The organism is Streptomyces sp. Root1304, from assembly GCF_001426405.1.
In the GTDB taxonomy this organism is placed as follows: Bacteria; Actinomycetota; Actinomycetes; order Streptomycetales; family Streptomycetaceae; genus Streptomyces.
The window spans coordinates 68,532-94,327 of sequence record NZ_LMEP01000023.1 but is presented as its reverse complement, the minus strand read 5'-3'; the positions used below and the strand labels follow the sequence as shown (position 1 = coordinate 94,327).

The 25,796-nt window shown below is 74.2% G+C and carries 23 protein-coding genes and 1 pseudogene; 12 read left to right on the top strand and 12 right to left on the bottom strand.

Annotated features, from left to right (window positions below):
- Positions 1 to 8: 8 nt before the first annotated feature.
- The 6 genes from ASD33_RS22665 to ASD33_RS22640 all read right to left on the bottom strand — a co-directional run bounded on the left by ASD33_RS22665 (position 9) and on the right by ASD33_RS22640 (position 6,389).
- Positions 9 to 875, bottom strand: a complete 867-nt coding sequence (locus ASD33_RS22665; RefSeq protein ID WP_056563496.1) for a DUF1295 domain-containing protein — start codon at positions 873 to 875, stop codon at positions 9 to 11.
- Positions 872 to 2,182, bottom strand: coding sequence for a cyclopropane-fatty-acyl-phospholipid synthase family protein (locus ASD33_RS22660; RefSeq protein ID WP_056563494.1), 1,311 nt, complete (start codon positions 2,180 to 2,182; stop codon positions 872 to 874). The genes ASD33_RS22665 and ASD33_RS22660 overlap by 4 nt, the downstream gene beginning before the upstream one ends.
- Positions 2,179 to 2,922, bottom strand: coding sequence for a DUF1365 domain-containing protein (locus tag ASD33_RS22655; protein ID WP_056563491.1), 744 nt, complete (start codon positions 2,920 to 2,922; stop codon positions 2,179 to 2,181). Before ASD33_RS22655 ends, ASD33_RS22660 begins: the two co-directional genes overlap by 4 nt.
- Positions 2,919 to 4,178 (bottom strand): FAD-dependent oxidoreductase, encoded by a 1,260-nt coding sequence (locus ASD33_RS22650; protein WP_056563488.1) that lies wholly within the window; start codon positions 4,176 to 4,178, stop codon positions 2,919 to 2,921. Before ASD33_RS22650 ends, ASD33_RS22655 begins: the two co-directional genes overlap by 4 nt.
- Positions 4,179 to 4,275: 97 nt before the next feature.
- Positions 4,276 to 4,887, bottom strand: coding sequence for a sigma-70 family RNA polymerase sigma factor (locus ASD33_RS22645; protein WP_056563485.1), 612 nt, complete (start codon positions 4,885 to 4,887; stop codon positions 4,276 to 4,278).
- 128 nt (positions 4,888 to 5,015) lie between these two features.
- A complete protein-coding gene (locus ASD33_RS22640; protein ID WP_056563483.1) occupies positions 5,016 to 6,389 on the bottom strand; it encodes a deoxyribodipyrimidine photo-lyase in 1,374 nt (457 codons plus the stop codon).
- A gap of 626 nt (positions 6,390 to 7,015) precedes the next feature.
- Here ASD33_RS22640 and ASD33_RS22635 point away from each other — a divergent pair.
- The 4 genes from ASD33_RS22635 (at position 7,016) to ASD33_RS22620 (ending at position 11,862) form a co-directional block, all read left to right on the top strand.
- On the top strand, positions 7,016 to 7,510 hold the full coding sequence (locus ASD33_RS22635; protein ID WP_056563480.1) for a DUF6643 family protein: 495 nt from the start codon (positions 7,016 to 7,018) through the stop codon (positions 7,508 to 7,510).
- Between the two features lie 54 nt (positions 7,511 to 7,564).
- Entirely contained in the window at positions 7,565 to 8,389 is an 825-nt protein-coding gene (locus ASD33_RS22630) for an MOSC N-terminal beta barrel domain-containing protein (protein WP_056563477.1), read from the top strand.
- 138 nt (positions 8,390 to 8,527) lie between these two features.
- A complete protein-coding gene (locus ASD33_RS22625) occupies positions 8,528 to 9,136 on the top strand; it encodes a hypothetical protein (protein WP_056563473.1) in 609 nt (202 codons plus the stop codon).
- Positions 9,137 to 9,447: 311 nt separating this feature from the next.
- Entirely contained in the window at positions 9,448 to 11,862 is a 2,415-nt protein-coding gene (locus tag ASD33_RS22620; protein WP_056563470.1) for a right-handed parallel beta-helix repeat-containing protein, read from the top strand.
- On the opposite strand, the gene ASD33_RS22615 is transcribed toward ASD33_RS22620, so the two are convergent.
- A complete protein-coding gene (locus tag ASD33_RS22615) occupies positions 11,832 to 14,351 on the bottom strand; it encodes a hypothetical protein (RefSeq protein ID WP_056563467.1) in 2,520 nt (839 codons plus the stop codon). The genes ASD33_RS22620 and ASD33_RS22615 overlap by 31 nt on opposite strands.
- Before the next feature lie 134 nt (positions 14,352 to 14,485).
- On the opposite strand from ASD33_RS22615, the gene ASD33_RS22610 reads away from it, so the two are divergent.
- The 3 genes from ASD33_RS22610 (at position 14,486) to ASD33_RS22600 (ending at position 16,470) form a co-directional block, all read left to right on the top strand.
- Positions 14,486 to 15,313: a DeoR/GlpR family DNA-binding transcription regulator gene (locus tag ASD33_RS22610; RefSeq protein WP_056563463.1), complete on the top strand. Its 828-nt coding sequence runs from the start codon at positions 14,486 to 14,488 to the stop codon at positions 15,311 to 15,313.
- Entirely contained in the window at positions 15,310 to 15,750 is a 441-nt protein-coding gene (locus tag ASD33_RS22605) for an SRPBCC family protein (RefSeq protein ID WP_056563460.1), read from the top strand. The genes ASD33_RS22610 and ASD33_RS22605 overlap by 4 nt, the downstream gene beginning before the upstream one ends.
- 219 nt (positions 15,751 to 15,969) lie before the next feature.
- Entirely contained in the window at positions 15,970 to 16,470 is a 501-nt protein-coding gene (locus ASD33_RS22600; protein ID WP_056563457.1) for an SRPBCC family protein, read from the top strand.
- On the opposite strand, the gene ASD33_RS22595 is transcribed toward ASD33_RS22600, so the two are convergent.
- Positions 16,430 to 17,572, bottom strand: coding sequence for a PLP-dependent cysteine synthase family protein (locus tag ASD33_RS22595; RefSeq protein WP_056563453.1), 1,143 nt, complete (start codon positions 17,570 to 17,572; stop codon positions 16,430 to 16,432). The two genes, ASD33_RS22600 and ASD33_RS22595, sit on opposite strands and share 41 nt — an antisense overlap.
- A gap of 175 nt (positions 17,573 to 17,747) precedes the next feature.
- On the opposite strand from ASD33_RS22595, the gene ASD33_RS22590 reads away from it, so the two are divergent.
- Together ASD33_RS22590 and ASD33_RS22585 are read left to right on the top strand one after the other, a co-directional pair.
- On the top strand, positions 17,748 to 18,080 hold the full coding sequence (locus tag ASD33_RS22590) for a hypothetical protein (protein ID WP_056563449.1): 333 nt from the start codon (positions 17,748 to 17,750) through the stop codon (positions 18,078 to 18,080).
- 245 nt (positions 18,081 to 18,325) lie between these two features.
- Positions 18,326 to 18,952, top strand: coding sequence for an ATP-binding protein (locus tag ASD33_RS22585; protein ID WP_056563446.1), 627 nt, complete (start codon positions 18,326 to 18,328; stop codon positions 18,950 to 18,952).
- A 67-nt stretch (positions 18,953 to 19,019) separates the two neighbouring features.
- Here ASD33_RS22585 and ASD33_RS22580 read toward each other — a convergent pair whose 3' ends face one another.
- Genes ASD33_RS22580 through ASD33_RS22570 form a run of 3 tightly spaced genes read right to left on the bottom strand, consistent with a single transcriptional unit; the run spans position 19,020 to position 22,770 of the window.
- Positions 19,020 to 21,578 (bottom strand): ABC transporter permease, encoded by a 2,559-nt coding sequence (locus tag ASD33_RS22580; RefSeq protein WP_056563443.1) that lies wholly within the window; start codon positions 21,576 to 21,578, stop codon positions 19,020 to 19,022.
- Positions 21,575 to 22,453, bottom strand: a complete 879-nt coding sequence (locus tag ASD33_RS22575; protein ID WP_079044955.1) for an ABC transporter ATP-binding protein — start codon at positions 22,451 to 22,453, stop codon at positions 21,575 to 21,577. Before ASD33_RS22575 ends, ASD33_RS22580 begins: the two co-directional genes overlap by 4 nt.
- A complete protein-coding gene (locus ASD33_RS22570) occupies positions 22,450 to 22,770 on the bottom strand; it encodes an SHOCT domain-containing protein (RefSeq protein ID WP_056563440.1) in 321 nt (106 codons plus the stop codon). The genes ASD33_RS22575 and ASD33_RS22570 overlap by 4 nt, the downstream gene beginning before the upstream one ends.
- A 155-nt stretch (positions 22,771 to 22,925) precedes the next feature.
- Here ASD33_RS22570 and ASD33_RS22565 point away from each other — a divergent pair, with 155 nt between their 5' ends.
- Both ASD33_RS22565 and ASD33_RS34435 read left to right on the top strand, forming a co-directional pair.
- The gene (locus tag ASD33_RS22565) at positions 22,926 to 23,540 is read left to right on the top strand and encodes a TetR/AcrR family transcriptional regulator (protein ID WP_056563436.1); all 615 of its coding nucleotides are present in this window, start codon (positions 22,926 to 22,928) and stop codon (positions 23,538 to 23,540) included.
- A 68-nt stretch (positions 23,541 to 23,608) separates the two neighbouring features.
- Positions 23,609 to 24,193: a DUF4865 family protein gene (locus ASD33_RS34435; RefSeq protein ID WP_079044954.1), complete on the top strand. Its 585-nt coding sequence runs from the start codon at positions 23,609 to 23,611 to the stop codon at positions 24,191 to 24,193.
- A gap of 182 nt (positions 24,194 to 24,375) precedes the next feature.
- On the opposite strand, the pseudogene ASD33_RS22560 reads toward ASD33_RS34435, so the two are convergent.
- Positions 24,376 to 25,125 (bottom strand): annotated as a pseudogene (locus ASD33_RS22560) (class I SAM-dependent methyltransferase); the annotation flags it as partial.
- A gap of 101 nt (positions 25,126 to 25,226) precedes the next feature.
- Between ASD33_RS22560 and ASD33_RS22555 the strand changes: the two are divergent.
- Complete coding sequence (locus ASD33_RS22555; RefSeq protein WP_056563433.1) at positions 25,227 to 25,697, top strand: SRPBCC family protein; 471 nt, start codon at positions 25,227 to 25,229, stop codon at positions 25,695 to 25,697.
- Positions 25,698 to 25,796: the final 99 nt, after the last annotated feature.

Below are 25,796 nucleotides of genomic sequence, written 5' to 3'. Positions count from 1 at the left end.
CCGGGCCCTCACGCGCGAGGAGGGCTCGTCTCCCGTCCCCGGGCCCCGTCGCCGCCGGAGCGTTCCCTCCCCGTCGGCCGACGGGGAGGCCGGGGGACGAAACCGCTCGTACGCGCCCGGTAGGCCGCGTACCCGGGGCGGTCGGCCATGTGGGCCTCCAGGAGCCGTTTGCCGCTGCCCCAGATGAGCAGGGCGCTCATGACGAGGGGCGAGACGAGGGTGAGCACGGCGGTCGGCCAGGTGGCGCACGCCGTCAGGTACAGGCCCCACCAGACGAGGAAGTCCCCGAAGTAGTTCGGGTGGCGGGTCCAGCTCCACAGGCCCCGGTCCATGACACGGCCCCGGTTCGCCGGATCGGCCTTGAACCGGGCGAGCTGCCGGTCCCCCACCGTTTCGAAGGCGAGCCCGGCCGCCCACACGGCGAGGCCCAGGCAGGCCGTCGCGTCCAGGGGTTCGGGAATCAGGACCGCCACCTGGACGGGGAGCGACACGAGCCAGACCAGGGCGCCCTGGAGGAGGTACACCTTCCACAGCGCGTAAAGGGTGGGGTTGCCACGGGCGCGGGCGAGCATCCGGGCGTACCTGGGGTCCTCCCCGTGGCCTCGCCCCCGGCGGGCGATGTGGGTGGCGAGCCGCAGTCCCCAGACGGAGGTGGCGAGCGCGACGACGGTCCGGCGGACGTCGTCACCCTGACCGGCCGAGAGGAACCACGCCCCAACGGCGACCGCCGTGAAGGCGACGCCCCAGGCGACGTCGACGATCCGGTGCAGGCCCTTCGCGGTGCCGATCACGAAGGTCACCAGCATGACCGTCAGGGCGATGGCCGCCGAGGCACCCAGGACGAGGCCCGAGGTACCGCTGTCGACGGCGCTCATCGGGCGGCTCCCGGGTCGTCGGCGGTGAGCCGGAACTGGCGGACGTCGAGCTGGTGGGAGCGGAATCCCGCCTCGGAGTAGGCGAGGTAGAACTCCCACATGCGCCGGAAGACGGAGTCGAAGCCGAGCGCCGCGACCGCGGCCTCCTCGCGCAGGAAGCGGGCGCGCCACTGGCGGAGGGTCTCCGCGTAGTGGTCGCCGTAGCTCGTGTCGTGCGTGACGCGCAGACCGGCCGCGGCGCTCTCGCGGGCGATGGCCTCGGAAGAGGGGATCAGGCCGCCGGGAAAGACGTACTTGCTGATCCAGGTGTGGGTGCGGGCGGTGGCCAGCATCCGTTCGTGCGGCATGGTGATGGCCTGGAGCGCGACGCGACCGCCCGGGGCGAGGAGGCGGCGGAGCGCGCCGAAGTAGTCGGACCAGTACTCGGCGCCGACGGCCTCGATCATCTCGACGCTCACGACGGCGTCGTAACGGCCCCGGACGGCACGGTAGTCGAGCAGTTCGACGGTGACGCGGTCGGTGAGGCCCGCACGCTCGACGCGTCGGCGCGCCAGGGCGAGCTGTTGCTCGGAGAGGGTGACGGTGCGGACGCGGGCACCCCTGGCGGCGGCCCGGATCGCGAGTTCGCCCCAGCCGGTGCCGATCTCCAGGAGTTCGGTGCCGGGACCCGTCCCGGCCAGGTCGAGGAGCCGGTCGATCTTGCGGTGCTGGGCGGCGGTGAGGTCCGCGTCGGAGAGGAGGGACGGCCTCGCCGGAAGGGGGTCGAAGACCGCCGAGGAGTAGCTGAGACCGGGGTCGAGGAAGAGGGCGAAGAGCTCGTTGGAGAGGTCGTAGTGGCGGTGGATGTTCTCACGTGCCCCGTCGGGGGTGTTGCGGTCGGCAGCGGGCCTGCGCCGGACCCAGGCGCCGCGGAGCCGGCGCAGCGGGGCGGGAACGAGGTCGTCGACGTGACGTGCGAGCACGGTGAGCAGACCGACGAGGTCGTCGGCATCCCATTCGCCGGCCATGTACGACTCTCCGAAGCCGATCAGCCCGTCGGCTCCGATCCGTCGGTGGAACGCGTCCGGATCGTGGAGCGTGAGGGTCGGCAGGGAGCGGTCGTCACCGGTCCGCTGGTGCCCGAGGGACGTACCCCGGTCGGTCCGTATCCGCAGCGGCAGCCCGGCGAGGGCGCGCTCCACGAGACGGCGGGCGACGGCGGTGCGCACGGCGGAGGCGCGCGGCGGCCCGGCGATGTCGGGCCAACGGTCCGGGTCCACACGGAGCCGGGCGGCGGACGGCTCTGCCGGAGGGAGCGAGAGGGTCACGGGGTGCCTTCCTGGGGGGCGGGGCGGGGGCGGGGGCGGAGCCCCTTGAGGTAGAGGCGGACGCCGTGGCGTCTGATGCCGAGGGAGACGGCGGCGGTCGGCCAGGGGTGGCGGAGCGCGGCGGCGAGCAGGGTGCTCGGGCGGGCGGGCCGGTGGGTACCCCGGACGGTGGCCGTCAGGGGGCGGGAGCCGTCCGTGCGGCGGAGCTGGACGGTCAGGTCGAGACGGTCACCGGGAAGCGGAAGCCGCATCCGGTAGGTGCCCTCGACATCGAGGAACGGCGACACGTAGAACTCCTTGGCCGTCTCCGCCCGGCCCCGTTCGTCGGGGTGCAGCAGGTAGGTGTGGCGCCCTCCGTAGGTGTTGTGCACCTCGGCGACGACGTGGGCGGGACGGCCGGCGCGGTCGTGGCACCAGTACAGGGTGAGCGGGTTGAAGACGTGCCCGAGGACGCGGGCGTGGGCGAGCATCAGCACCCGTCCGCCCGCGTCCGCCACCCCGTGGGCCGCGAGGCAGGCGTCGAGGCCGGCCCGCAGGGTGGGGGCGTCGCCGTCGAAGTGGTCCGACGGGTCGAAGCGGGCGAGGGGGCGCAGGAGCAGGGGCAGGACGGGCGGGTGGTCGAGGTCGATCAGCCACATGTACGTGCGGTGGCGGAGCGCGTAGCGGAACGGCGTGACGCGGGTGTGGGCGACCTCGGTCTCGTACAGGGCGGGGACGGGTGGAGCGGCGGTGCCGGTCACGGTGACTCCAGCCCCAGGTGGCGGGCGGCCTCGACACCCGACCGGCAGCCGTCCTCGTGGAAGCCCCAGCCGTGGTAGGCGCCGGCGTAGACGGTGACAGGGGTGCGGAGGGTGGGCAGGAGGCGTTGGGCAGCCACGGACTCCGGGGTGTAGACGGGGTGTTCGTACGTCATGCGGGCCAGGACGGTGGACTCGTCGACGCGGTCGCCGGGGTTGAGGGTGACGATGTGGGGCTCGCTGGTGGGGAGGCGTTGCAGCCGGTTCATGTCGTAGCTGACCTGGACGGATTCCGGGCGGGCGGCGCAGGAGGGCAGCCATTGGTTCCAGGAGGCTCTGACGTGTGGGGAGCGCGGCAGGAGGGTGGTGTCGCGGTGCAGGACGGCCGGGTTGCGGGAGTAGGTGAAGGCACCGAGGACACGCCGCTCCTCCGGGGTCGGATCGGCCAGGAGGCGCAGGGCCTGGTCGGGGTGGACGGCGATCACCACGGCGGCGTGTTCGGCCGCCTCGCCGTCGGCGGTGACGACGGTCGCGCGGTCGGCGCCGCGCACGACGGCGCGCACCGGCGTCGCGGTCCGTACGGAGGCGAGGCCCTTCGCGATCCGTTCGACGTAGGCGGCCGACCCGCCGGTGACCGTCTTCCACTGCGGAGATCCCGTCACCGCGAGGAGACCGTGGTGATCAAGGAACCGGAACAGGTAGGCGGCCGGGTAGCGCAGCGCGGTGTCGGGGGCGCACGACCAGACGGCGGAGACGAGGGGGATCGCGAAGTGACTGACGAAACGGGCGGAGAAGCGGTGGGCGCGCAGGAAGTCGCCGAGTGTCCTCGTGGTGTCGTCGCTCGCCAGGAGGCGGCGCGCGGCGCGGTGGAAGCGGGGGACGTCGGCGAGCATCCTCAGATGGCGGCCGCGGCGGGCGCCGTCGCTGCCGAGAAGTCCGCGGATCCCGCGCGCGCCGGCGTATTCGAGGCCGCATCCGTCGCAGCGGACGGACATGCTCATCTCGGAGTCCTGGGTGGTGACGCCCAGCTCGCGGAAGAGGCGCACGAGGTGGGGGTAGGTCCGCTCGTTGTGGACGATGAAGCCGGTGTCGACGTGGAGCGTCTCTCCCCCGGCGGTGGGCAGCTCGTGGGTGTGGGCGTGGCCGCCGAGCCGGTCGTCCGCCTCGTACAGCACCACGCTGTGGCCGCGGGACAGGACATGGGCGGCGGTGAGACCCGCGACCCCCGCCCCCACCACCGCGACGGTTCGTGCGTTCATCGTCTCCACCCTCCTGTGGCGGCCGTCGGCCGGTCGGCGCGGCGGCCTGGGTTCTGCTGTCGGTCGTTCGGAGCCGCCGGGCGGCCGGACTGGTGGTTCAGCAACCGGCGGGCGCCAGGCCCTGGCGCAGGCGCCGGAGGCCGCGCCGGGCGTGACTCTTGACCGTGCCCAGCGGCATGCCGGTGCGGTCCGCGATCTGTGTCTGGGTGAGGTCGGCGAAGTAGGCGAGTTCCAGGACGTCGCGCTGGACGCGGGGCAGCCTGGCCAGTTCTTCGGTGACGACCATCCGGTCGAGGACCCGTTCGGGCCGGTCGTCCGTCCGGGCCTCGTGCTCCAGGGCGGCGCCGAGGGTCGCCGCGAGCTCGGTGCGGCGGGTGCGGGCGGTCAGCGTGTCGGCGATCTTCCGGCGGGTGATGCCGGTGAGCCACGCGGGCAGGGTGCCGCGCTCGGGGCGGAAGGTCGACCGGCCGCGCCACGCGGCGACGAACACCTGCTGGGTGATGTCCTCCGCCTCGCGGGGGTCCCCCAGAGCCCGCGCCGCCAGGGTGTGGACCAGGCGCCCCCAGCGGTGGTAGGCCGCGGCCAGACAGTGTTCGTCGCCGCGGACCAGACCGCGGGCGATCCAGTCGTCGCCGTCCTGGGTCGGCGGGCGGCCGGAGTACGGCTCCGACGTGTCGGCGAGGGAGCCGGTGATCCGGTGTGCGGTCATGACGCCTCCTCCTGAGGGTGGACCTCGTACGCCCTCACGTTCCGGCCGTCGGCCTCGTCCGCACAACTCGCATCGTTTACGCGTCGAAATCGGCGCCGTACCTCCTGGCTCCCCCACGGGGAGACCGGTCAGGACGTGCCGCGGGCCTGCCGGAAGCGCGCCAGGGCGTCGGAGAGCTCGACCACCGGGTCCGGATAGTCGAAGGACGCCCGGTCGAGTCCGGTGAGCCGCCAGGGCTCGTGGACGGCCGGCCCGTCGAGGCCCGCGAGTTCCGGAACCCAGCGGCGGACGTAGCTGCCGTCGGGGTCGTACCGCCCGGCCTGCCGCACCGGGTTGAGGACGCGCTGCGGCCTGGAGTCCGTGCCCGTGCCCGCCACCCACTGCCAGTTGAGCTGGTTGTTCGCGACGTCACCGTCCACCAGCAGGGACAGGAAGTGACGCGCCCCCTCCCTCCAGTCGATGTAGAGCGTCTTCACCAGGAAGGAGGCGGTGATCAGCCTGCCGCGGTTGTGCATCCACCCCTCGTGGATCAGTTGCCGCATGGCGGCGTCGACGACGGGATAGCCGGTCCGGCCCTCCCGCCAGGCGGCGAGGTCCGCCTCGGCGTCGGCTCCCCGCCTCCAACGGTCGTGACGCGGACGGTAGTCGGCGCCCGAGGCCTCGGGCCGCGCGGCCAGGACCTGATGGTGGAAGTCGCGCCAGCACACCTGCCGTACGAAGGCTTCCGCGCCCGCACCGCCCCGCCGTACCGCCCTGAACACCGCCTCGGTCGCGGAGACGGCACCGAAGTGGAGATAGGGCGAGAGCCGGGACGTGACGTCGCCCGCCAGGTCGTCGTGACGGTCCTGGTAGGTGTCGACCCGAGCCGCCAGCCACGAATCGAGCAGCTCGCGCCCCACGCTCTCCCCACCCCTGGCGAGGGCGGGCGACACATCGGCGACATCGCTACGCGAGGGAAGGCGCTCGGACCGCACATCCGAGGGGACGCGCAGCGATCCGGGGGCGGCGAGCGGCGCCCGGAGCGGCTCGGCGGTCCAGCGCTTGTAATAGGGAGTGAACACGGCGTAGTGATCCGATCCGTACGGAAGGACCTCGCCGGGTGGAACGACGGTGACGACGCCGTCGTGCACGTACAGCCGGCAGCCGTCGGCCTCCAGCGCACGGCGCAGTCGCGCCTCCCGTGCCCTGGCGAACGCCGTCACGCCGGCGGCCATGTGCACCTCGTCGGCCCCGGTCCGCCGGACCAGGGTCCGCACCTCGGACACGGTGTCGCCCTCCCGCACCACGAGGCGGCCGCCTCGGTCACGCAGCCCCCGGTCCAGGTCCGCGAGACAGTCGGCGAGGAAGGCCAGCCGGTTGGGGGCCGCGAACCCCGCGCGGTCCACGGCAGGGTCCCGGACGAACAGCGGAAGCACCTCCTGCGCCCCTTCGAGCGCCGCCCTGAGGGGCGGATGGTCGTGGACCCTGAGGTCGGAGGTGTACAGAACGACGGAGAGGGTCATGGCGCCTTCCCTGATCGGCCACCGGTCGCGAGCGCGCCGCGCCGGGAAACTGGTTCTCGCTGTCAGGGGTTCCCCGGGACCTCGCGCCGCGGATGCATGCGGTGTGCCTCCACCGGCCGGGCCCGGGAACAACCGACCGCCCGTCGGCCACCTGTGACCGCCCGGACGACGGCCCCGCCCACCGCCGGTTCCGACAATCCCCCTCACGCGGCCCGGCAAACCGAGAGTCCGCGCCGTCCTGCCGTTGTGGCACGACGTGTATCCCGCTTCGGCCGCGCGCTATTCACGTACGCACCGGCCACATTTGAAGGAGCCGGGCCACTGCCCCGCCCTATCCGAACGCCGTGATGTTGTTCCGGTTGAAGAGGCGGGCCGGATTGCCGGCGATCTTCCATGTCACAGTGCGTTCGGAATCGAAACTGTCGTCCGGGGTGAGAGCCGCACCGCGTCGCCCCTCGTAGTCGAACCGACACTTCTCGTTAATCGACGAGCGCCGCCGGACCTCCCCCCATTAACGCGGCCTTTATCAATGTTTTGGCAGGTCAGGCCTGGAAAACCAGCGTAAAACGGATAACCCCACGATGGGGGCTCCCCAACCAGCACATCGTGGGCTTAACTTATGTGCCATGACCTCCCCCCGCTCCACCTATGGAGGCGGTTACCACACCGCGCCGTCCTTCCCGGACACCCCGATCTACGACTCCCTGGTCGCGGAGCGGGGCACGCCTCAGATCGCCCCGATCCGAGTGCCCGCCGCCTACGACACCGGCAGCAACTTCCCCGTGAGCGGTTCCTACCTGCCGGCGCTCCCCTCGGCGCTGCCCGCCCTCCCGGCGGCACCCAGCCCGCAGCCCTCCTACGGCAACGGCTACGGATACCCGCAGCCCACGCCGCAGATGGCACCCGTGCCCCTGCAGCACGCCCCCGCCCCGTACATCCCGCAGCAGCAGGTGGCCCCGCGCGGCTACCAGGGCGGTCAGTACCCGCAGCAGCCCCGCCCGGCGCCCGCGGGCTACGAGGCCATGCGTCCGGCGGCCCCCCGGCCCGCTCCGGCGCCGGTCCCGGCCCCCGCGCCGTACGACGACCCGTACAACCGCCCCTACCAGGGCGGGGGTTACTGACCCGATTCGGGTCCTGGACCGTGGCCGGTCCGGAGCTGCTGGCAGGATGCCCATATGCCGATTCCTGTGCTCCGCTCCGTCCACGTCCACCCGGTGAAGGCCATGCGCGCGCTGGCCCCCACGGCGGCCGAGGTCCAGCCCTGGGGGCTGGCCGACGACCGCCGCTGGGCGGTCGTCGACGCCGCGGGTGGGATCGTGACCCAACGCCGTCACCCCCGGATGGCGTTGGCCACGGCGGAACCCGTACCGGGCGGCGGGGTCGTCCTGTCCGCACCGGGCCACGCGCCGCTGACCGTCGAGGTGCCGCGGCCCGCCGCCACGGTCACGGTGGAGATCTTCGACGACACGGTGGAGGCGGTCCCCGCCGGTCCCGAAGCCGCCGCCTGGGTCTCGGCGTATCTGGAGGGCGACTTCCGGTTCGTCCACATGGACGCGCCCGAGCACCGGCGGCCCGTCGACCCGGAGTACGCGCTGCCCGGCGAGACGGTGAGCTTCGCGGACGGCTATCCGCTGCTCGCCACCACCACCACCTCGCTCGACGCCCTCAACTCCCTCATCGCCCAGGGCGACCACGCCGACGAGGGCCCCCTGCCGATGAACCGGTTCCGGCCGAACCTGGTGATCGAGGGGACCCCTCCGTGGGCGGAGGACGGCTGGACGCGGCTCACCGTCGGCGAGGTCACCTTCCGGGTCGCCCGACCCTGCGGGCGCTGTGTCGTCACCACGACGAACCAGCTGACCGGCGAGCGCGGCAAGGAGCCGTTGCGGACCCTCGCCCGGCACCGCAAGAACGACGGCCGGGTCATCTTCGGCCAGAACCTGGTCCCCGAGCACACCGGCACGGTCCGGGTCGGGGACGAGGTCAAGATCCTGGACTGACGCGACTGAGGCGGCTGAGGCGACCGAGGCGGTTGAGCGACCGAGGGACCCCCGTCACACTTCACCGTCCGACAGGCGGGGAACCCCTCCCCGGGGCACACTCGTTGGAGGATCGGTGAACAACGAGGGGGTCCCTGCGTGCGCGCTGCCATCGGACTCTGGCGCTGGCGGCACAATCCCCTGCGCCGGACCACGGATCTCGCCGAGGCCTGGGTGGCCTTCGTGGCGGCGGCGCTGCTCTGCGTCCTGGTGCCGCTGACCGGGTGGGCGGCCGGCGCCTCCGCCAACGGTTCGCTCCAGCGTGCCGCCCGTACCCAGCAGGAGCAGCGGGTGCCGACCACCGCCCGGGTCGTCCGGGCCGCCGACCGGCCCGCGACCGGAGGGCGAACCGCCGAGGCGGCCGGGGAGGACCGGCTGCGCCGCTCGGTGGTGGCCCAGTGGACCGCGCCGGACGGCTCGACCCGTACGGGCACGGTGTCGACGGCCCGGCGGCGCTCCGCGCCCGGCACCACGTTCGCGCTCTGGACCGACCGGTCCGGCCGGCCGGTGGCCGCGCCGATGAACGCGGACGCGGCCCGCGCGCACGCGGTCGTCGCCGGTCTGACGGCGGCTCTCCTCGCGGGCCTCCTGGTGGAGACCGTCCGCAGACTCGCCGTACGCCGGCTCGTGCTGACGCGGTACGCGCGCCTGGACCGGGCGTGGGCCGCGACGGGCCCGGACTGGGGCCGTACCGGCACGGGCAGCTGAGCCACCGTCTCCCCCGGCCCGCCCGCCGGACGGGCCCGAGCGCCTGCGGCCGGACACGGCCGAACTGCCAGGGTCGTGCGCGGCCGGAATGCCCGGGTCGTTCGCGGCCTGGGCCCCGCGTCCGGACCGGGCCGCAGCGCGACCGAGCCCGACCGACCTCGACCACCCGCGACCGCCCCCGACCGAGCCCGTCACCTGCCCGGCCGTCCGTACGGGTGCGGGTCCGTGACCCGTCAACCCCGTGGCCCCGCGCGCGCTACGGTGGGGCATCGGATCAGCGGCGAGGCATGAGGCGGGGGCAGGACACACCCATGGCACAGGGCACGGTCCAGGTGACGCACACCGGCACATCGCGGTGGCGGCGCCGCACGGGTGAGTACCCCTCCCTCGCCGCGGCCCTCGAGGCCGCCGGGGACGGGGACGTGCTGACCGTCGCCCCCGGCACGTACCGGGAGAACCTCGTGGTGCGGCGGGCGATCACGCTGCGCGGCCCCGAGGGCGGCATCGGCTCGGTCCGGATCGCACCGCCGGACGGGGTCCCGCTGACACTGCGCGCCTCCGTCACCGTGCGGGACCTGCACATCGAGGGGCAGGACGTCGCCGCGCCCGCGCTGCTCGTCGAGGACGGCACCCCCGAACTGCTCGACCTGCGGATCATGACCCGCTCGGCCGCCGGGATAGAGGTGCGGGGATCGGCCCGCCCGACGGTCCGCCGCTGCACGGTCGACAATCCCGCCGGGGTCGGCATCGCCGTCCTCGACGGCGCGGGCGGGGTGTTCGAGGAGTGCGAGGTGGTGTCCGCCGGACAGGCGGGGATCTCGGTGCGGGGCGGGGCGCATCCGCGGCTCGAACGCTGCCGGGTCCACCACGCGTCCGGCGCCGGGATCGCCGTGACCGGCGAGGGCAGCGGCCTGGAGGGCGTCGGCTGCGAGGTGTACGAGATCAAGGGCGCGGGCCTGCAGATCGCGGCCAGGGCCACCGCCCACCTCACGGACTCCTCGGTGCACCGCACCTCGGCGGACGGCATCACCCTCGACACGGACGCCGTCCTCACGCTGTCCGACTGCGACATCCACGACGTGCCGGAGAACGCGGTCGACCTGCGCTCCCGCTCGGTCCTGACGCTGACCCGCTCGACCGTCCGCCGGTTCGGCCGCAACGGCCTCTCCGTCTGGGACCCGGGGACCCGGGTGGACGCCAACCAGTGCGAGATCCACGACAGTACGGGCGACTACCCGGCGGTCTGGGTCAGCGACGGGGCGACGGCCGTCCTCGACGCCTGCCGGGTGCACGACGTACCGGACGCGCTGTTCGTCCTCGACCGGGGCTCACGGGTCGACGTCGTCGACAGCGACCTCTCACAGGTGCGGAACACGGCGGTGTCCGTGAGCGACGGGGCCACGGCCCAGCTCGACGACTGCCGGATCCGGGAGGCCTCCACGGGCGCCTGGTTCCGGGACCACGGCAGCGGCGGCACCCTCGGCGGCTGCACGATCGACTCCGTGCAGACCGGCGTCATCGTCACCAAGGGCGCCGACCCGACGATCGACCGGTGCACCGTCACCTCCCCCGCCGAAGCCGGGTTCTACGTCTCCGCGGAGGGCCGCGGCTCGTTCACCGGCTGCCGGGTCACCGGCAGCGGCGGGTACGGGTTCCACGTCACGGACGGCTGCCGGACGAGCCTGCGCAAGTGCCGTACGGAGCGCTGCGCGCGCGGCGGCTACGAGTTCCCCGAGGAGGGGGCGAGCGCCGAGGACTGCACGAGCGACGAGAGCGCGGTCCGCTCCTCCGTGCCGGACGGCGGGACGGTCCTCACGGCCACCCAGTCGGCGGGGATGCTCGGGACGGTGCCCGTGCCGCGCACCCCGGCGCCGGCCGTGCCCGCACCGGTCGCCCCGGAGCCCGCGCCGTCGGCCCGCTCCTCGCAGGACGTGCTCGGGGAACTGGACGCCCTGGTGGGCCTGGAGAGCGTGAAGCTGGAGGTGCGCACCCTCACCAACATGATCGAGGTGGGGCGCAGGCGCCAGGAGGCGGGGCTCAAGGCCGCCTCGGTCCGCCGCCATCTGGTCTTCACCGGCAACCCGGGCACCGGCAAGACCACGGTGGCCCGGCTGTACGGCGAGATCCTCGCCTCGCTCGGGGTCCTGGAGCGCGGGCATCTGGTGGAGGTCTCCCGGGTGGACCTGGTCGGCGAGCACATCGGCTCGACGGCCATCCGCACCCAGGAGGCCTTCGACCGGGCGCGCGGCGGGGTGCTGTTCGTCGACGAGGCGTACGCCCTGTCGCCGGAGGACTCGGGCCGGGACTTCGGCCGTGAGGCGATCGACACGCTGGTGAAGCTGATGGAGGACCACCGGGACGCGGTGGTGGTCATCGTCGCGGGTTACACGGCCGAGATGGAGCGCTTCCTCACCGTCAACCCCGGTGTGGCCTCCCGTTTCTCGCGGACCATCACCTTCGGGGACTACGAGCCGGACGAGCTGCTGCGGATCGTGGGCCAGCAAGCCGACGAACACGAGTACCGGCTCGCGGCGGGCACGGACGAGGCGCTGCTCGTGTACTTCGCGAAGCTGCCGAAGGGCCCGGCGTTCGGCAACGGGCGCACCGCCCGGCAGACCTTCGAGTCGATGGTGGAGCGGCACGCGGGCCGGGTCGCCGCGCTCGCCGAGCCGAGCACGGACGACCTGACACTGCTCTACCCGGACGATCTTCCCGAACTCCCCTGATCCGAGGGCTCGTTGCCGCCCCGCTGCCGTGGCAGGGCGGGCGGCAGCCGGTCGAGGAGGGCCGAGCGCCGGTCGGCGAAGGCCGGGTCGGCCTGGTAGTCGGAGTGGCCCAGGATCGGTTCGGGCAGCGGGTGTTCGCGGGTGCGGCCGTAGGCGACCGGGTCGAGCAGGACACCGGCGTCGACCGCCGGCCTGCCCTCCTCGGCAGGGACGCGGACGGGTCCGCCGATGGGGTCGGTGGCCCGGTAGAGGTTGCTCCAGCAGTGGACCGTACGGTTCAGGCCGCGCAGCGCCTCGGGGCCGAAGTAGGCGGGGAACCAGCGCCCGTAGAGGCGTTCCAGGGGCGAGCCGTAGGTGAGGAGCGCGACGCGCCGCCGGGTGTCGGGGCGCAGCTGCCAGACGGCCGCCGCGGCCAGCACGCTCCCCTGGGAGTGGCCGGAGATGACGAGCCGGCCGCCGGTGCTCCGGGTCCAGGAGCTCATCCGCCAGGTGAGGTCGGGCACCGCCCGTTCGGCGTAGCAGGGCGGGGCGAAGGGGTGGGCGGCGCGCGGCCAGAAGGTGCCGACGTCCCAGAGGATGCCGATGGTGCGGCGGGCGGAGGCGTCCTTGTAGGCGCGGCGGCCCCAGGTGACGAAGAGCAGGAAGCCGAAGCCGATCATCCAGGAGCCGAGGGCCTGGGTCGCCGAGGCGAGCGAGGCGAGGGCGGGATGGGCCCCGTCGAAGGCCCGCCCGGGGACGTTGCCGCTGGTCCAGGCGCCCGCGACGGAACCGGCCCCGAGGAGCAGGGTCGCGCCGGAGATCACACCGACGAGGACCGGCGCGGAGTCGGTGAGCGAGGCCCGCGCACGTCCGTCCGCGATCTGTCCGGTACGGACGGGGTCCCGCTCGTCGCCCGGGTAGTCGGCCTCGACCGCGGCCCGCAGCCGCCGGCCGGCCAGCACGGTCCGTACGGCGAGGAGGGCGGCGGGCGCGAGCAGCAGCAGGAGCAGCACCGGGATCACGGACGCCTGCCAGCTGAGCAGCACGGGCGGCGCTATCCGCGGGCCCGCGTCGCCCATGCCGGGGGTGGCGGGACCGTCGAGCCAGTCGGCGACGCGCTGGGCCACTCCCCCGGACATGACCCCGCCGAGGGCGCAGGCGAGCATCGCGACGGCGGGGCCGCCGAGTCCGCGCAGGGCGGTGCGGGGGTCCCGGCGGGGCCGCTGGAGAAGCAGGGCGACGACGCCGAGGGCGACGACCAGGCCGCCCTGGGCGAGGGTGAGGGCACCGAACATCGCGTCGCCGGGGAGGGTGCCGGTGGAGGTCCAGCCGGGCCGTGACCAGCAGGCGTACAGGGCGGTGAGCACCAGGAGGGCGAGCGAGGCGCCGGGAAGCCAGGTGACCAGGGCCCGTTCGACGCGCAGGTCGAGGCGGCGCTCGCTGCGGCCGCGCCGGCACACGACCCGGAGGACCACCGCGGCGAGGACGGCGACGGCGGCCTGGAGTGCCCATCCGAAGAGGGCACCGGGGCCCGGGGCCGTGGCGTCGTGCCGGGCGGTGGCGGTGGCGAGCGCGGCGGCGACGGTGAGGAACCCGGCGGCGGTGTGCGCGGCCCGTAGCCGCGCGACGAGCCGGCGGCCGTACCAGAAGCCGGGGCGGCCGAGGGCGGGACGCGGTTCGCCGGGATCGGAGGGGGGTGGGGTGGAGGGCTGGTCGGCGGAGTCCCGGGTGCCGGGTGAAGGGACGCCGGGAAGCAGGGGTCCGGGAGTCGTGGTCCCCGGAGTCGTGGTCCCGGAAGGCCCGGTGACGGAAGGCTCGGTTCCGGAAGGCTCGGTGGGCGGTGTGGCCCCCGGCCGGTCCGGCAGTGGGGCGTCGTATCCCGTGGGCGGGCGCTGGGCCTCGTACGCGCTCCACGTGCGGTTCGACAGGTACCAGAGCAGGCCGACCAGTGCCGTCGGCACCAGGGCGGCGAGCGCGAGGCGGCGGCCCGGCAGGGACCACCAGCCGCCGCGGTCGGCGGAGAGGAAACCCAGCCAGGAGTGCGCGTCGGCGCAGCCCGTCGTGGCCGCGCACTGCCAGGCCGTCAGATCGAGCGCGACCTCGCAGGCCGCGGCGGTGAGCAGCACGGTGAGGGTCAGGGCGACGAGCCGGACGAGCACCCCGTAGAGCCGGACGAGTCCCGGGCGGCGCCGGGCGGGCGGGCGCATCCAGTGCGCCAGGTTGACCACCATGAAGGGCAGGAGCAGCAGCCACAGGGCGCGGGCGCCGTCGCCCGAGGTGAGGTTGGACCAGCAGTACGCCTCCGGGACCGGGCGGGCCGCGTACCGCTCGGGGTGGTCCTCGGCGTCGAGGTCCTCGGCGCGGCGGTACACGGCGGCGGTCCGGTCGCCGGTGACCCGTACGGTCCTGGGGTCGTCGAGCATGTCCTGGGGGGTGGCTCCGCCGACTCCGTGGACGAGGAGTTCGAGCGCCGCGCCCCCGCTCTCCGGGGCGGGTGTGGCAGGGGACACTGAGGCGACTTCCTCTCAGGGTGGGAAGATGCGTCGTCGGCACCAGGATCGCGGACGGGCGTGCGCCTGCGCACCGTCCCTCACCGAATCCGACAACCATCCCCTTGTCTTCTGCGGAAGGACCGGCCCCGGCGGTGACTGACAACCAGAACCTCCTCGCGGAGCAGCGGCGCGCCCTGATCCTCGACGAGGTCCGGCGGCGCGGCGGCGTCCGGGTCAACGAGCTGACCCGTCGTCTGAGCGTCTCGGACATGACGATCCGCCGCGATCTCGACGCGCTGGCCCGGCAGGGCATGCTCGCGAAGGTGCACGGCGGGGCCGTTCCGGTGGTCGAGGCGAGTACCCACGAGCCGGGCTTCGAAGCCAAGTCGGTGCTCGAACCGAGCGCCAAGGACGACATCGCGAGGGCCGCGGCGGCCCTGGTGGCGCCGGGCACGGCCATCGCCCTCTCCGGCGGCACGACCACCTACGCCCTCGCCCGGCACCTGCTCGACGTGCCGGACCTGACGGTGGTGACCAACTCGGTCCGGGTCGCGGACGTGTTCCACGAGGCCCAACTCACCTCCGGCGGCGGCGAGTCGCGGCGCGGTGCGGCGACGGTGGTGCTGACCGGCGGCATGCGCACGCCGTCCGACGCCCTGGTGGGGCCGGTGGCGGACCGGGCGGTGCGCTCGCTCCACTTCGACCTGCTGTTCCTCGGCGTGCACGGCGTGTCGGTGGAGGCGGGTCTCTCCACGCCGAACCTGGCGGAGGCGGAGACGAACCGGTGCCTGATGCGATCCGCGCGCGAGGTGGTGGTGGTCGCGGACCACACCAAGTGGGGGACGGTGGGGCTGAGTTCCTTCGCCGACCTGACAGAGGTGGACACCTGGGTGACGGACCGGGGCCTGCCCGAGGGAGTGCGCGCGGAGGTCACGGAGCACCTGCCGGGACTGGTGGTGGCGGGCGAGGAGCCGGCGTGAGCCTCTTCCGGGTGGAGCGGACGGTGCCGTCCGCGCCGGAGGAGGTGTGGCGGCGGCTCACGGACTGGCCGGCGCACGGCCGCCAGGTGCCGCTGACCCGGACGCGGGTGCTGACCCCGGGCCCGAACCGGACCGGGACCCGTTTCACCGCCCGTACCGGAATCGGCGGTCTGTCCTTCGACGACCCGATGGAGGTCGTGCGCTGGGAACCTCCCGCGGCGGACGCCCCCGGGGTGTGCAGGCTGGAGAAGTCGGGCCGGGTGGTACGCGGTTGGGCACTGGTCGAGGTCACCGGGATGCCCGGTGGCGGGAGCCGGGTGGTGTGGACGGAGGAGCTGTCCGTGCGCGGCGTGCCGAGGGTCTTCGATCCGGTGCTCGGGCGGGCGGGGCGGTTCCTGTTCGGCCGGGCGGTGGACGGGCTGCTGCGGAACGGGTGAGCGGGGGCGGGTTGGGGCGGTGGGGCGGCTCCGGCAGCTCCAGCAGCTCCAGCAGCTCCAGCAGCTCCAGCAGCCCTAACGGCTCCGGCACCCCCGCAACTCCAGAAGCCCCGGCGGCGGGAATCCGTTCGGCCGGGCTCTCCGTAGCCCCCTCCCCCTGGGCTGTTGACAGCACGTCAGTTAGGGTGCTCTTCCGCTTCGTCCTGGGAGGTTCGGTCCATGGCACGCCGACTCACGCCGGTGGAGCTCGACTTCACCGCATCCGCGCCCGTCCGTCTGGCGTTCACGGCGGCACTCGCCGCACCGCCCCCGGCCGTCTACCGGTCGATCGCCGTGGAGACAGGGAGCCTGCCCTCCTGGTTCACCGCCGTGACCTCCGCCGTCCCGACCGGCGACGGGGCGGGCCGCACCGTCCGGCTCCGCGGCGGGATCGTCTTCGAGGAGACGATCCTGGCCGCCGAGCCCGACGTGCGGTACGCCTACCGCGTGGACTCCGCCAACGCCCCGGGCGTGACGGCCCTGGCCGAGGAGTGGACCCTCTCCCCCGACGGCCGGGGCACCCGGCTGCGGTGGACGATGGCGGCCGACGGCCCGGCGGCGTTCCGGTTCGCGATGCGGCTCGCCGGGCCGGGCGTGGGGATGTCCTTCCGGGACGCCACGCGCCGGCTCGACCGGCGGCTCACTCCGGCCAGGCCCCCGTCGCCAGGAAGCGTTCGATGACGGCGGTGTACGGGGCGATGTCGAGGCCCTGCGCGGCGAGCCAGTCGTCGGAGTAGTACTTGTCGAGGTAGCGCTCGCCGGGGTCGCAGATCAGCGTGACGACACTGCCGGTCCGTTCGTGGGCGACCATCTCCGCCACGATCTTGAAGGCGCTCCACAGTCCCGTGCCGGTGGAGCCGCCCGCCTTGCGGCCGATCGCGGTCTCCAGCGCCCGGACGGAGGCGACGCTCGCCGCGTCGGGCACCTTCATCATGCGGTCGACGGCACCGGGCACGAAGCTGGGCTCCATGCGGGGGCGGCCGATGCCCTCGATGCGCGAGCCGCAGTCGGCGGTGGCGCCCGGGTCGTGGTGCGTCCAGCCGTCGAAGAAACAGGAGTTCTCCGGGTCGGCGACACAGATCCGGGTGTCGTGCTGCATGTAGTGGACGTAGCGGGCGATGGTGGCCGAGGTGCCGCCGGTGCCCGCGGTGGCCACGATCCAGGCGGGTTCCGGGTAGCGCTCCAGCTTCAGCTGCTGGTACATCGATTCGGCGATGTTGTTGTTGCCGCGCCAGTCGGTGGCCCGCTCCGCGTAGGTGAACTGGTCCATGTAGTGGCCGCCGGTCCGCTCGGCGAGCGCGGCGGCCTCGTCGTACATCGTGCGCGAGTCGTCGACGAAGTGGCACCGCCCGCCGTGGAACTCGATCAGCCGGCACTTCTCGGGGCTGGTCGTCCGCGGCATCACGGCGATGAACGGCACACCGATGAGCTTCGCGAAGTACGCCTCGGAGACGGCGGTCGAGCCGCTGGAGGCCTCGATGACGGGCTTGCCCGGCCGGACCCAGCCGTTGCAGAGGCCGTACAGGAAGAGCGAGCGGGCGAGCCGGTGCTTGAGGCTGCCGGTGGGGTGGGTCGACTCGTCCTTGAGGTAGAGGTCGATGCCCCACTTCTCGGGGAGCGGGAAGCGCAACAGGTGGGTGTCGGCCGAGCGGTTGGCGTCCGCCTGGACCTTGCGGACGGCCTCCTTGAGCCAGCTCCGGTACGCCGGATCGCTGCGGTCGACGTCGACGGTCACCGCCGCGGCGGCGGCACCGCTCACCGCACTGTTCTCCGTGGTGCTCATCCGTGCCTCTCCTCGGTCGCTTCCCCTGCTTGCCCCGATGCCGACAATACCCCTCCCACCTGGGCAAACGTTTCCTTTGACTCTCCATAGGGATGGCTTGCGGAAGGGGTACTGGTGCGGGCGCCGAAGGCCCGGCACACTGGGAGCGACAACCGGGTGAAAGGGGCGGATCGGTATGTCGGAACCCGAGTTCACCGCCAGGGGCGTGAGGATCGCCCGCTGGCCGAGGTCACTGACGCGCGCGGGCGAGGTACGCATCGAGGACGGCCGCCTCGCGCTGCTCACGAGTTACGGCAGCGAGATCGACAGCGCGCCGGTGGACGCGGTGCGGGCGGGCCGCCCGTGGTTCGCGAAGCCCGACGAGGCGGTCGCGACCGTCAACGGCACCCGGTACCGGCTGACGCTGCACAAGGAGCGGGGCCGGGGCGCCGAAGAGGCCCGTCAGGACACGTCGGAGGAGTCGGGGCGCTTCCTCGCGGCCCTGAAACGGGCCGCGGGCCGCCGCTGAGGCCCGCAGACTGCCGGAAGCGGACGACGGGCGGCGCCGAGCCCCGTCGGCGGCCCGGGTCGGGCAGCGGGACGACACCGGCCCCCGTCGCCGTGAGTTGCGGGACGGTCACCACTGGTTCAGGCTGGAAGCACCTCACCGAGGGTTGACCGGTGGTGACGTCACGTTCAGGTCGCCACCCTGCTGTACCGCATGTGAGATCCGAATCTTCGTCTTCTTCCGGACTACTTCGGGGAGTCGCAGCCGTGATCAGCGAGCCGAGCAGGTATTACGCGGTGGAGCTTCAGGCCCTGCCGTCGCGGATCGGTCAGGTCCGCAGGATTGTCTCCGCGCATCTGCGCCACTGGCGTCTCGACGCCCTGGTCGACCCCGCCGTCCTGGGCGTCACGGAGCTTCTGACCAATGTCCACCGGCACGCGCGGCCGGACAAGCGGTGCACCGTGGAGATCGAGCTGCTGCTCGACCGTCTCACGGTCTCCGTCCGGGACCACGACCCCCGCATACCGGAGGCCGGCAGCGCGGACCCGCTCGACGCCTTCGACGTCTCCGGCGGTGCCGACGAGCTGGCCACCTCCGGCCGCGGCCTCGCCATCGTCGGTGCGGTCAGCGAGAGTTGGGGCGTTCGGCCCTGCGGGGTCGACGGCAAGGTCGTGTGGTTCACGCTCTCCGCGCCGCCGCCTCCCGTCCCGGTCAGGACGGGTTCCTACGCCGTGCACGGCTCCACCACCGAGGGCCCCTTCCTCGGGTACTCCCCCTTCCCCGGCGTCCCGCTCAGCGTCCCGGCCGACCCGGCGGCGACCCCGGACCCCACCCTCGCGCCGGCGCCCGCCGTCGCCCGGGCCCGCCGGGTGCCGGTGGGCCACGCGGGCTGACCGACGGTCCGCGAGGACCGCCGGGTGCCCGCCGGGTGCCCACCGGGCCCGGCCCCGCCCGCCGCGCTCACTCCGTGGCGATGGCCCGCAGGACCTCCAGCCGGGCCGCCCGGCGCGCCGGACGCCAGGCCGCCGCGGCTCCCGCGAGCAGCCCGACCAGCGCCACGGCCGCCAGCCGCGCCACGGGCAGGGCGAAGGTGAACGCGCTGTCGCCCGAGCCCTCCGAGGCGCGGACGAGCACCCACCCGAGGAATCCGCCGAGCGTCAGCCCGCCGAGCGTGCCGAACGCGGCCACCAGGACCGACTCCCACCGGACCATGGCCCGCAGCTGCGCTTGGGTCTGTCCGACGGCCCGCAACAGGCCGAGTTCCCGGGTGCGTTCGTGGACGGACAGGGTCAGCGTGTTGGCGATGCCGAGCAGCGCGATGAGGACGGCGAGGGCGAGGAGCGCGTAGACGAGGGTGAGCATCATGTCGATGCCGCCCGCGGAGGACGCCGCGTACTCGTCCCTGGTCTGCACCTCGGGCCGGCCGTAGCGGTCGGCGACCTCCGTCACGGCCGCCTTGCCCTGCGCGACGTTGACGCCGTCGGCGAAGGAGACGGCGACCAGCCGGTCGGCGTCCTGCGTGCGGTGCGGTGCCCACGCCTCCCGGGTGACCAGGTAGTCGCCCGCAAGGTCGGAGCGTTCGTAGACGGCCCGCACGGTGAAGGTGCGCCGGGTGCCGTCGGTGAACGTCAGCTCGGCCGTCCGGCCGGGCGCCAGACCGGACGCGGCGGCCTCGTCGGCGGCGACGGCCAGACCGTCCGCGCCCAGGCCGCCGAGGGAGCCCCGTACCGCCCCGAGATCCAGGGTGCGGGCGAGCGCGGCGGGGTCGGTGACGGTCAGGGCCCGGCCCCGGCCGTCGACGTCGGCCGCACCGCGCCCCAGGCCGACGGCCGTGTCCACCTCGGGCAGGGCGGCGACGGCGGGCGCGAGACCCGGGCTGAGCCCGGTGCCGCCGGCCCCGAACGAGGCCCCGCTGATGGCCACGTCGCCCGCGAAGGAACGGTCGATCGTGTCGTCCGTCGTCGCCTTGAGGGAGGCGGCGAAGACGGTGAAGAGGGTGACGACGGCGACGCCGATCATCAGGGCGGTGGCCGTGGCGGCCGTACGCCCGGGGCTGCGCAGCGCGTTGCGGCGGGCGAGCCCCCGGTTGGCCCCGCGCAGCGGGCGGCCGAGGACCCGGAGGGCGACCGAGGCGGCGACCGGCCCGAGGACCACGAAGGCGGCGACGGCGAGCGCGGCGCCGATGGCGGCGAGGAGCAGCGAGGGGGTGCCGAGCACTCCGGCGAGCACCGTGCCGGCCGCGACGGCGAGCAGGGCCCCGCCGGTGAGCCCGCGCGCGCGTGAGGTGCCCGAGGTGTCGACGTGTGTCTCGCGGAGCGCGGCGAGCGGTGCCGTGCGTCCGGCCCGTACGGCGGGGAGCAGCGCCGAACCGGCGCAGACCGCGAGTCCGACGGCGAGCGGCAGCAGCAGGGAGGTGCCGGAGACGACGAGGTCGCCCTCGGGGAAGGGGAATCCGACGGCCGGGAACAGCGCCTGGAGGCCGGCGGCCACGCCGACGCCGGCGAGCAGCCCGCCCAGCGAGGCGAGCAGACCGACGGTCAGCGCCTCGGCGAGGGTGCCGGTGACCACCTGGCGGCGGGCGGCGCCGAGGGCGCGCAGCAGGGCGTTCTCGCGGGTCCGCTGGGCGACGAGGACGGCGAAGGTGTTGTGGATGGTGAAGACCGAGACGAGCACCGCGACCCCGCTGAACACCAGCAGGAAGGTGGTGAACAGGCTGAGGAACCGGCCGGAGACCATCTCCGTGTTCTCCTCGGCGGCCCGCTGCCCGGTGATCGCCTCCACCCCGTCGGGCAGGGCGGGCCCGAGGGCGGCGACCAGCTCGTCCTGGGAGACGCCGGGACCCGCGCGTACGGCGATGCCGGTCGCCTCGCCGGGGCGCGCGGTCAGGTGCTTCTCCGCGTCGGCGCGGGTGAGGCCGGCCCAGGTGACCTGCCCCATGCCGTCCTCGCCGCCGAAGGTGGCGAGTCCGACGACGGTGACCTTCACCGGGTCGGGGGTGCGCAGGATGGTCGTGTCGCCCAGTCCGAGACCGGCCGTCTTCGCGGCGCCCCGGTTGACGACCACCTCACCGGGGGCGCTCGGGGCGCGGCCCTCGGCGAGCTTGTACGGGTTGAGGGCCGGGTCGTCGATCCAGTTCCCGGCGAGGGTGGGCGGGCCCTTTCCGCCGACGGGGGTGCCGTCGGCGGCCAGGAGCTGGCCCGCGCCCTCGATCCGGGGTGCGGCGGCCGCGACCCCGGGCACGCGCGCGAGGCGCTCGGCGAGGGCCGCGTCGACGGGACCCCGGGTGCCCTGGGCCTCGCCGGGTGCGGTCACGGTCACGGCGCTGCGGACGACGGCGTCGGTGCCGCGGGTGGCGCCGGTGAACAGCGAGTCGAAGCTCGCTCGCAGGGTGTCGCCCATGACGAGGGTGCCGGTGAGGAAGGCGACGCCGAGGAGCACCGCGGCGAAGGTGCCGAGGAAGCGGCGCCGGTGGGCACGGAGGGAGGACCGGGCGAGGCGGAGGGCGGCGGGGGTGCTCATGACGCGCCTCCCCCGGTCGTACGGCGCGCGGCGGCTTCGCCGGTGGGGGGAGACGGAGACGTGCCTCCGGGCGTCGCGGACGGGCGGCCGGTCGTGTGTGCCGGTCCGCCGTCGAAGGCCTTCATGCGGTCGAGGACGCGGTCGGCCGTCGGGCCCGTCATGCGCTCGATGAGCCGGCCGTCCGCGAGGAAGATCACCTCGTCGGCGTGGGCGGCGGCGACCGGGTCGTGGGTGACCATGACGACCGTACGGCCGGTCTCCCGTACCGTACGGCCGAGCAGTCGCAGGACCTCCTCGCCGGAGCGCGAGTCGAGGTTGCCGGTGGGTTCGTCGGCGAAGACGACATCGGGGTCGCCCACGAAGGCGCGGGCGACCGCCACCCGTTGCTGCTGTCCGCCGGACAGTTCGCTCGGCCGGTGGTGGAGCCGGTCGCCCAGCCCCACGGTGTCGACGAGCCGGCCGAACCGCTCGCGGTCCACGGGATGTCCCGCGAGGTCGAGCGGGAGGGTGATGTTCTCGGCGACGGTGAGCGTCGGCAGCAGGTTGAAGGCCTGGAAGACGAAGCCGATCCGGTCCCGCCGCAGCAGGGTGAGGCGGCGGTCGTCGAGTGCGGACAGGTCGGTGTCGCCGAGGAGCGCGGCGCCGGAGGTGAGGGTGTCGAGCCCGGCGGCGCAGTGCACGAGGGTGGACTTGCCGGAACCCGAGGGGCCCATGACGGCGGTGAAGCGGCCGACGGGGAAGTCGACGCTCACCCCGTCGAGGGCCCGGACCTCGGTGTCGCCGCGCCCGTAAACCTTGACGGCGTCGACGACGCGTACGGCCGGGGGCGGGGTGACGGACGGCGGGGACGGGGACGGGGTACGGAGCGTGGTCATGTCCGGCGCCCCTTGGAGTCCGTGGTGCGGCCGAACTGCTCCTCCAGGACGGTCAGCCGGCGCCAGTACTCGTCCTCGTCGATCTCGCCGGCCGCGAAGCGGTGGCCGAGCAGGGCGATGGGCGAGTTCTCGTCCGGACCACCGTCACGGCCGTGTTCCGGGTCGTGGCCGAAGCCGCCGTAGGGGCCGTGCCCGCGTCGGCCGCGCCGCCATCCGGCGCGCCGGGCGACGGTGACGATCCCGACGATCGCGACGGCCCAGACGAGGGGGAAGAGCAGGGCCCACGGGCCGGGGCCCGCGTAGGCGAGTGTGTTCATGAGGGTTCAGCTCCTCGGATGCGCTGGGGTGATGTCCTGGTTCGAGCCTCCCGCCGGGAGGGGGTCCGGGGCGTCGTACGGGCAGCGGCTTCGCGCGTACGACGGGGGGAGTACGAGGGCGCCGCAGGAGGGCCTTCACGGTTGTACCTACTGGTATGTACAGTGCGGTCATGGACGGTGCGAGCACGTCGGAGCGACTGATCGAGGCCACCCGCGAGCTGCTGTGGGAGCGCGGTTACGTGGGGACCAGCCCCAGGGCCGTGCAGCAGGCGGCGGGCGCGGGCCAGGGCAGCATGTACCACCACTTCGCGGGCAAGCCGGACCTGGCGCTCGCGGCGATCCGGCGGACCGCCGAGGAGATGGGGGCGGCGGCCGAGGCCGTGCTGGGCGGCGGGGGCTCCGCGTACGCCCGCGTCGAGGCGTATCTGCTGCGCGAGCGGGACGTCCTGCGGGGCTGCCCCGTGGGGCGGCTGACGATGGACCCCGAGGTGATCGCCGACCCCGCGCTGCGCGCGCCGGTCGACGAGGTGCTCGGCCGGCTGCGCGCCCGGCTCACCGAGGTCGTCCAGGAGGGTCTGGACAGCGGCGAGTTGGGCGGGGGCGGTGCCCTCGACGCGGGCGAGCTCGCGGCGACGGTCCTGGCGACCGTGCAGGGCGGGTACGTCCTGGCGCGTGCGACGGGGTCGCCGGCGCCGTTCGACAGCGCGGTACGGGGGCTGCTGACGCTGCTCGCGCCGCGCGGAGGCGCCGGACGGCCGCGGCAGCCGTGAACCGGCGCGCCCGGCCGGCGTTCCGCCCGTAGAACCGAGCCCCCACGAGAGAACCGGAGACCGTTCCCGTGCACGCCATGCAGTACGAGATCACCCTGCCCGCCGACTACGACATGGGGATCATCCGGGAGCGGGTGGCGACCAGGGGCCATCTGCTCGACGACTTCCCGGGTCTCGGCCTCAAGGCGTACCTGACGCGCGAGCGGGAGGCCGGAGCACCGGTGAACCAGTACGCGCCGTTCTACCTCTGGGCGGCTCCCGAGGGCATGAACGCCTTCCTCTGGGGGCCGGGCTTCCAGGGCATCGTGAACGACTTCGGCCGGCCCGTGGTGCAGCACTGGACGGGTCTGGCGTACGGGGAGGGGCCGGCGGCCGCGTCGGCACCGGGTGCCGCGACGCGGCGCAGGACCGGGCTCGGGGAGGGCGTCCCGCCGGGCGAGGCCGTGGCGGAGGCGGTCGCCCGGCACGCCCGCGAGGCGCGGCGGGACGGCGTGGTCGCCTCGGCGCTCGCGATCGATCCGCGCCACTGGGAACTGCTCGTATTCACCCTGTGGGCGGGCACGGAAGCGCCCGCCGGGGACGGCGAGCGCTTCCGGGTGCTGCACCTCTCCGCGCCGGGGCGGGCGGCGCTGGGGGCGGGGAGGCAGTGGTGAGCGGGCGCCGGGGCCGGGGGCCGGGGGCGTGACACCTGACCCGAGCGGGCGCCGGGGCCGGGGGCCGGGGGCGTGACACCTGACCCGAGCGGGCGCCGGGGCCGGGGCCGTGACGCCTGACCCGAGTGAGCGCCGGGTCGGAGGCGGGTGCCGTGCCGCCCGGCCCGAGTGGGCCGCGCCCCGCTGAGGTAGGTGATGCCGAGGACGCCCCGGTAGCCGTTGACCCAGGTCGAGCGCTGCCGGTCGACGCGCTCGCGCGTCTCGGCGGCGAGCGGGTGGTCGGGGTGGGCGGCGAGCCAGACCTCGGTGTCGTACCGGTAGCCGGACTCGAACTCCTCCCACTCGTCCGTGCTCGCCGTCTCGATCCACGCGGGCCGGAAGCCCGACTCGATCGCGAGGTCGACGAGGGCGCCCAGGCTCATGTGGTCGCTGCTGCTCGCGCCGGGCCACATCCTGGCGAGCTCGGCCTCGCTGGGGGTTTGCTCCCAGAAGCCCTCGCCGAGCACGACGCGTCCCCCGGGGCGGACGAGACGGCGCAGTTCGCGCAGGGCGGCCGCGGGGTCGTGCGGCAGATCGGGGTCGCAGAGCGCCTGGCTGGAGCCGAGGCAGAGGATCGCGTCGACGGGGCCGCGTTCGGTGCCGAGCGCGGACTCCTCGACGAACTCGACGCGGTCGGCGAGACCGCGCGCCCCGGCGAGCTTCCGGCCACGGGCCAGGTCCTCGGCGTTGATGTCGATGCCGATGCCCCTGGCGCCGGGCGCGGCGTCCAGGACGCGCAGGAGCAACTCGCCCCAGCCGCAGCCGATGTCGAGCACATCGGCGGGTCCGGTGGCGGCGACGCGCTCGATGAGGCGGGCGGCGCGGGCCTCGGAGAGCGGGCCGTGGAAGGTGAGGGTGCCGAGGCGCGGAGGAAGATCCTTTTCGATGTTCACGGAGCGGAACGGTACGGCGTCCGGGCAGACTCTCCCAGTGGTTTTCGGCCGAAGAGGCCGAAGAAGCGCGGGGCGCGCGGGCTCGCCCTAGCCTGGAAGGCGTGTACAGCACTCGCGTATCCCGACATGTCGACGCCCCACCCTCGGCCGTGTACCGGGCCCTCCTCGATCCGGAGGCCGTCGCGCGCTGGCGGGTGCCGTACGGCATGACCTGCGAGGTGCACGACTTCGACGCACGCGAGGGGGGCACCTTCCGGGTCTCCCTCACGTACGGGGCCGAGGACGGCGGAGCCGGTATGTCGGGGGCCCGCACGGACACGTACCACGGCCGCTTCGTGGAGCTGCTGCCGGACGAACGGGTGGTGGAGGTCACCGAGTTCGAGACCGAGGACCCCGGGCTGCGGGGTGCGATGACCCTCACCACCACGCTGATCCCGATGGAGGGCGGGACCGAGGTGGTCCTGGTGCACGAGGGCGTTCCCGACGCGGTGTCCGCCGCCGACAACGAGACGGGCACCCGTATGGCGCTCGACCGTCTGGCGGCGCTGGTGGAGGGGCGCGCGGAGGTGTAGCGACGGACGAGCCGGCGCGCCGCTCGGACCGGCTCGCGGCCCCGGCCGGACCACCGCCCGGCCCGGCCCGCCGCTCAGCCCGACCCGTGCCTCAGACCG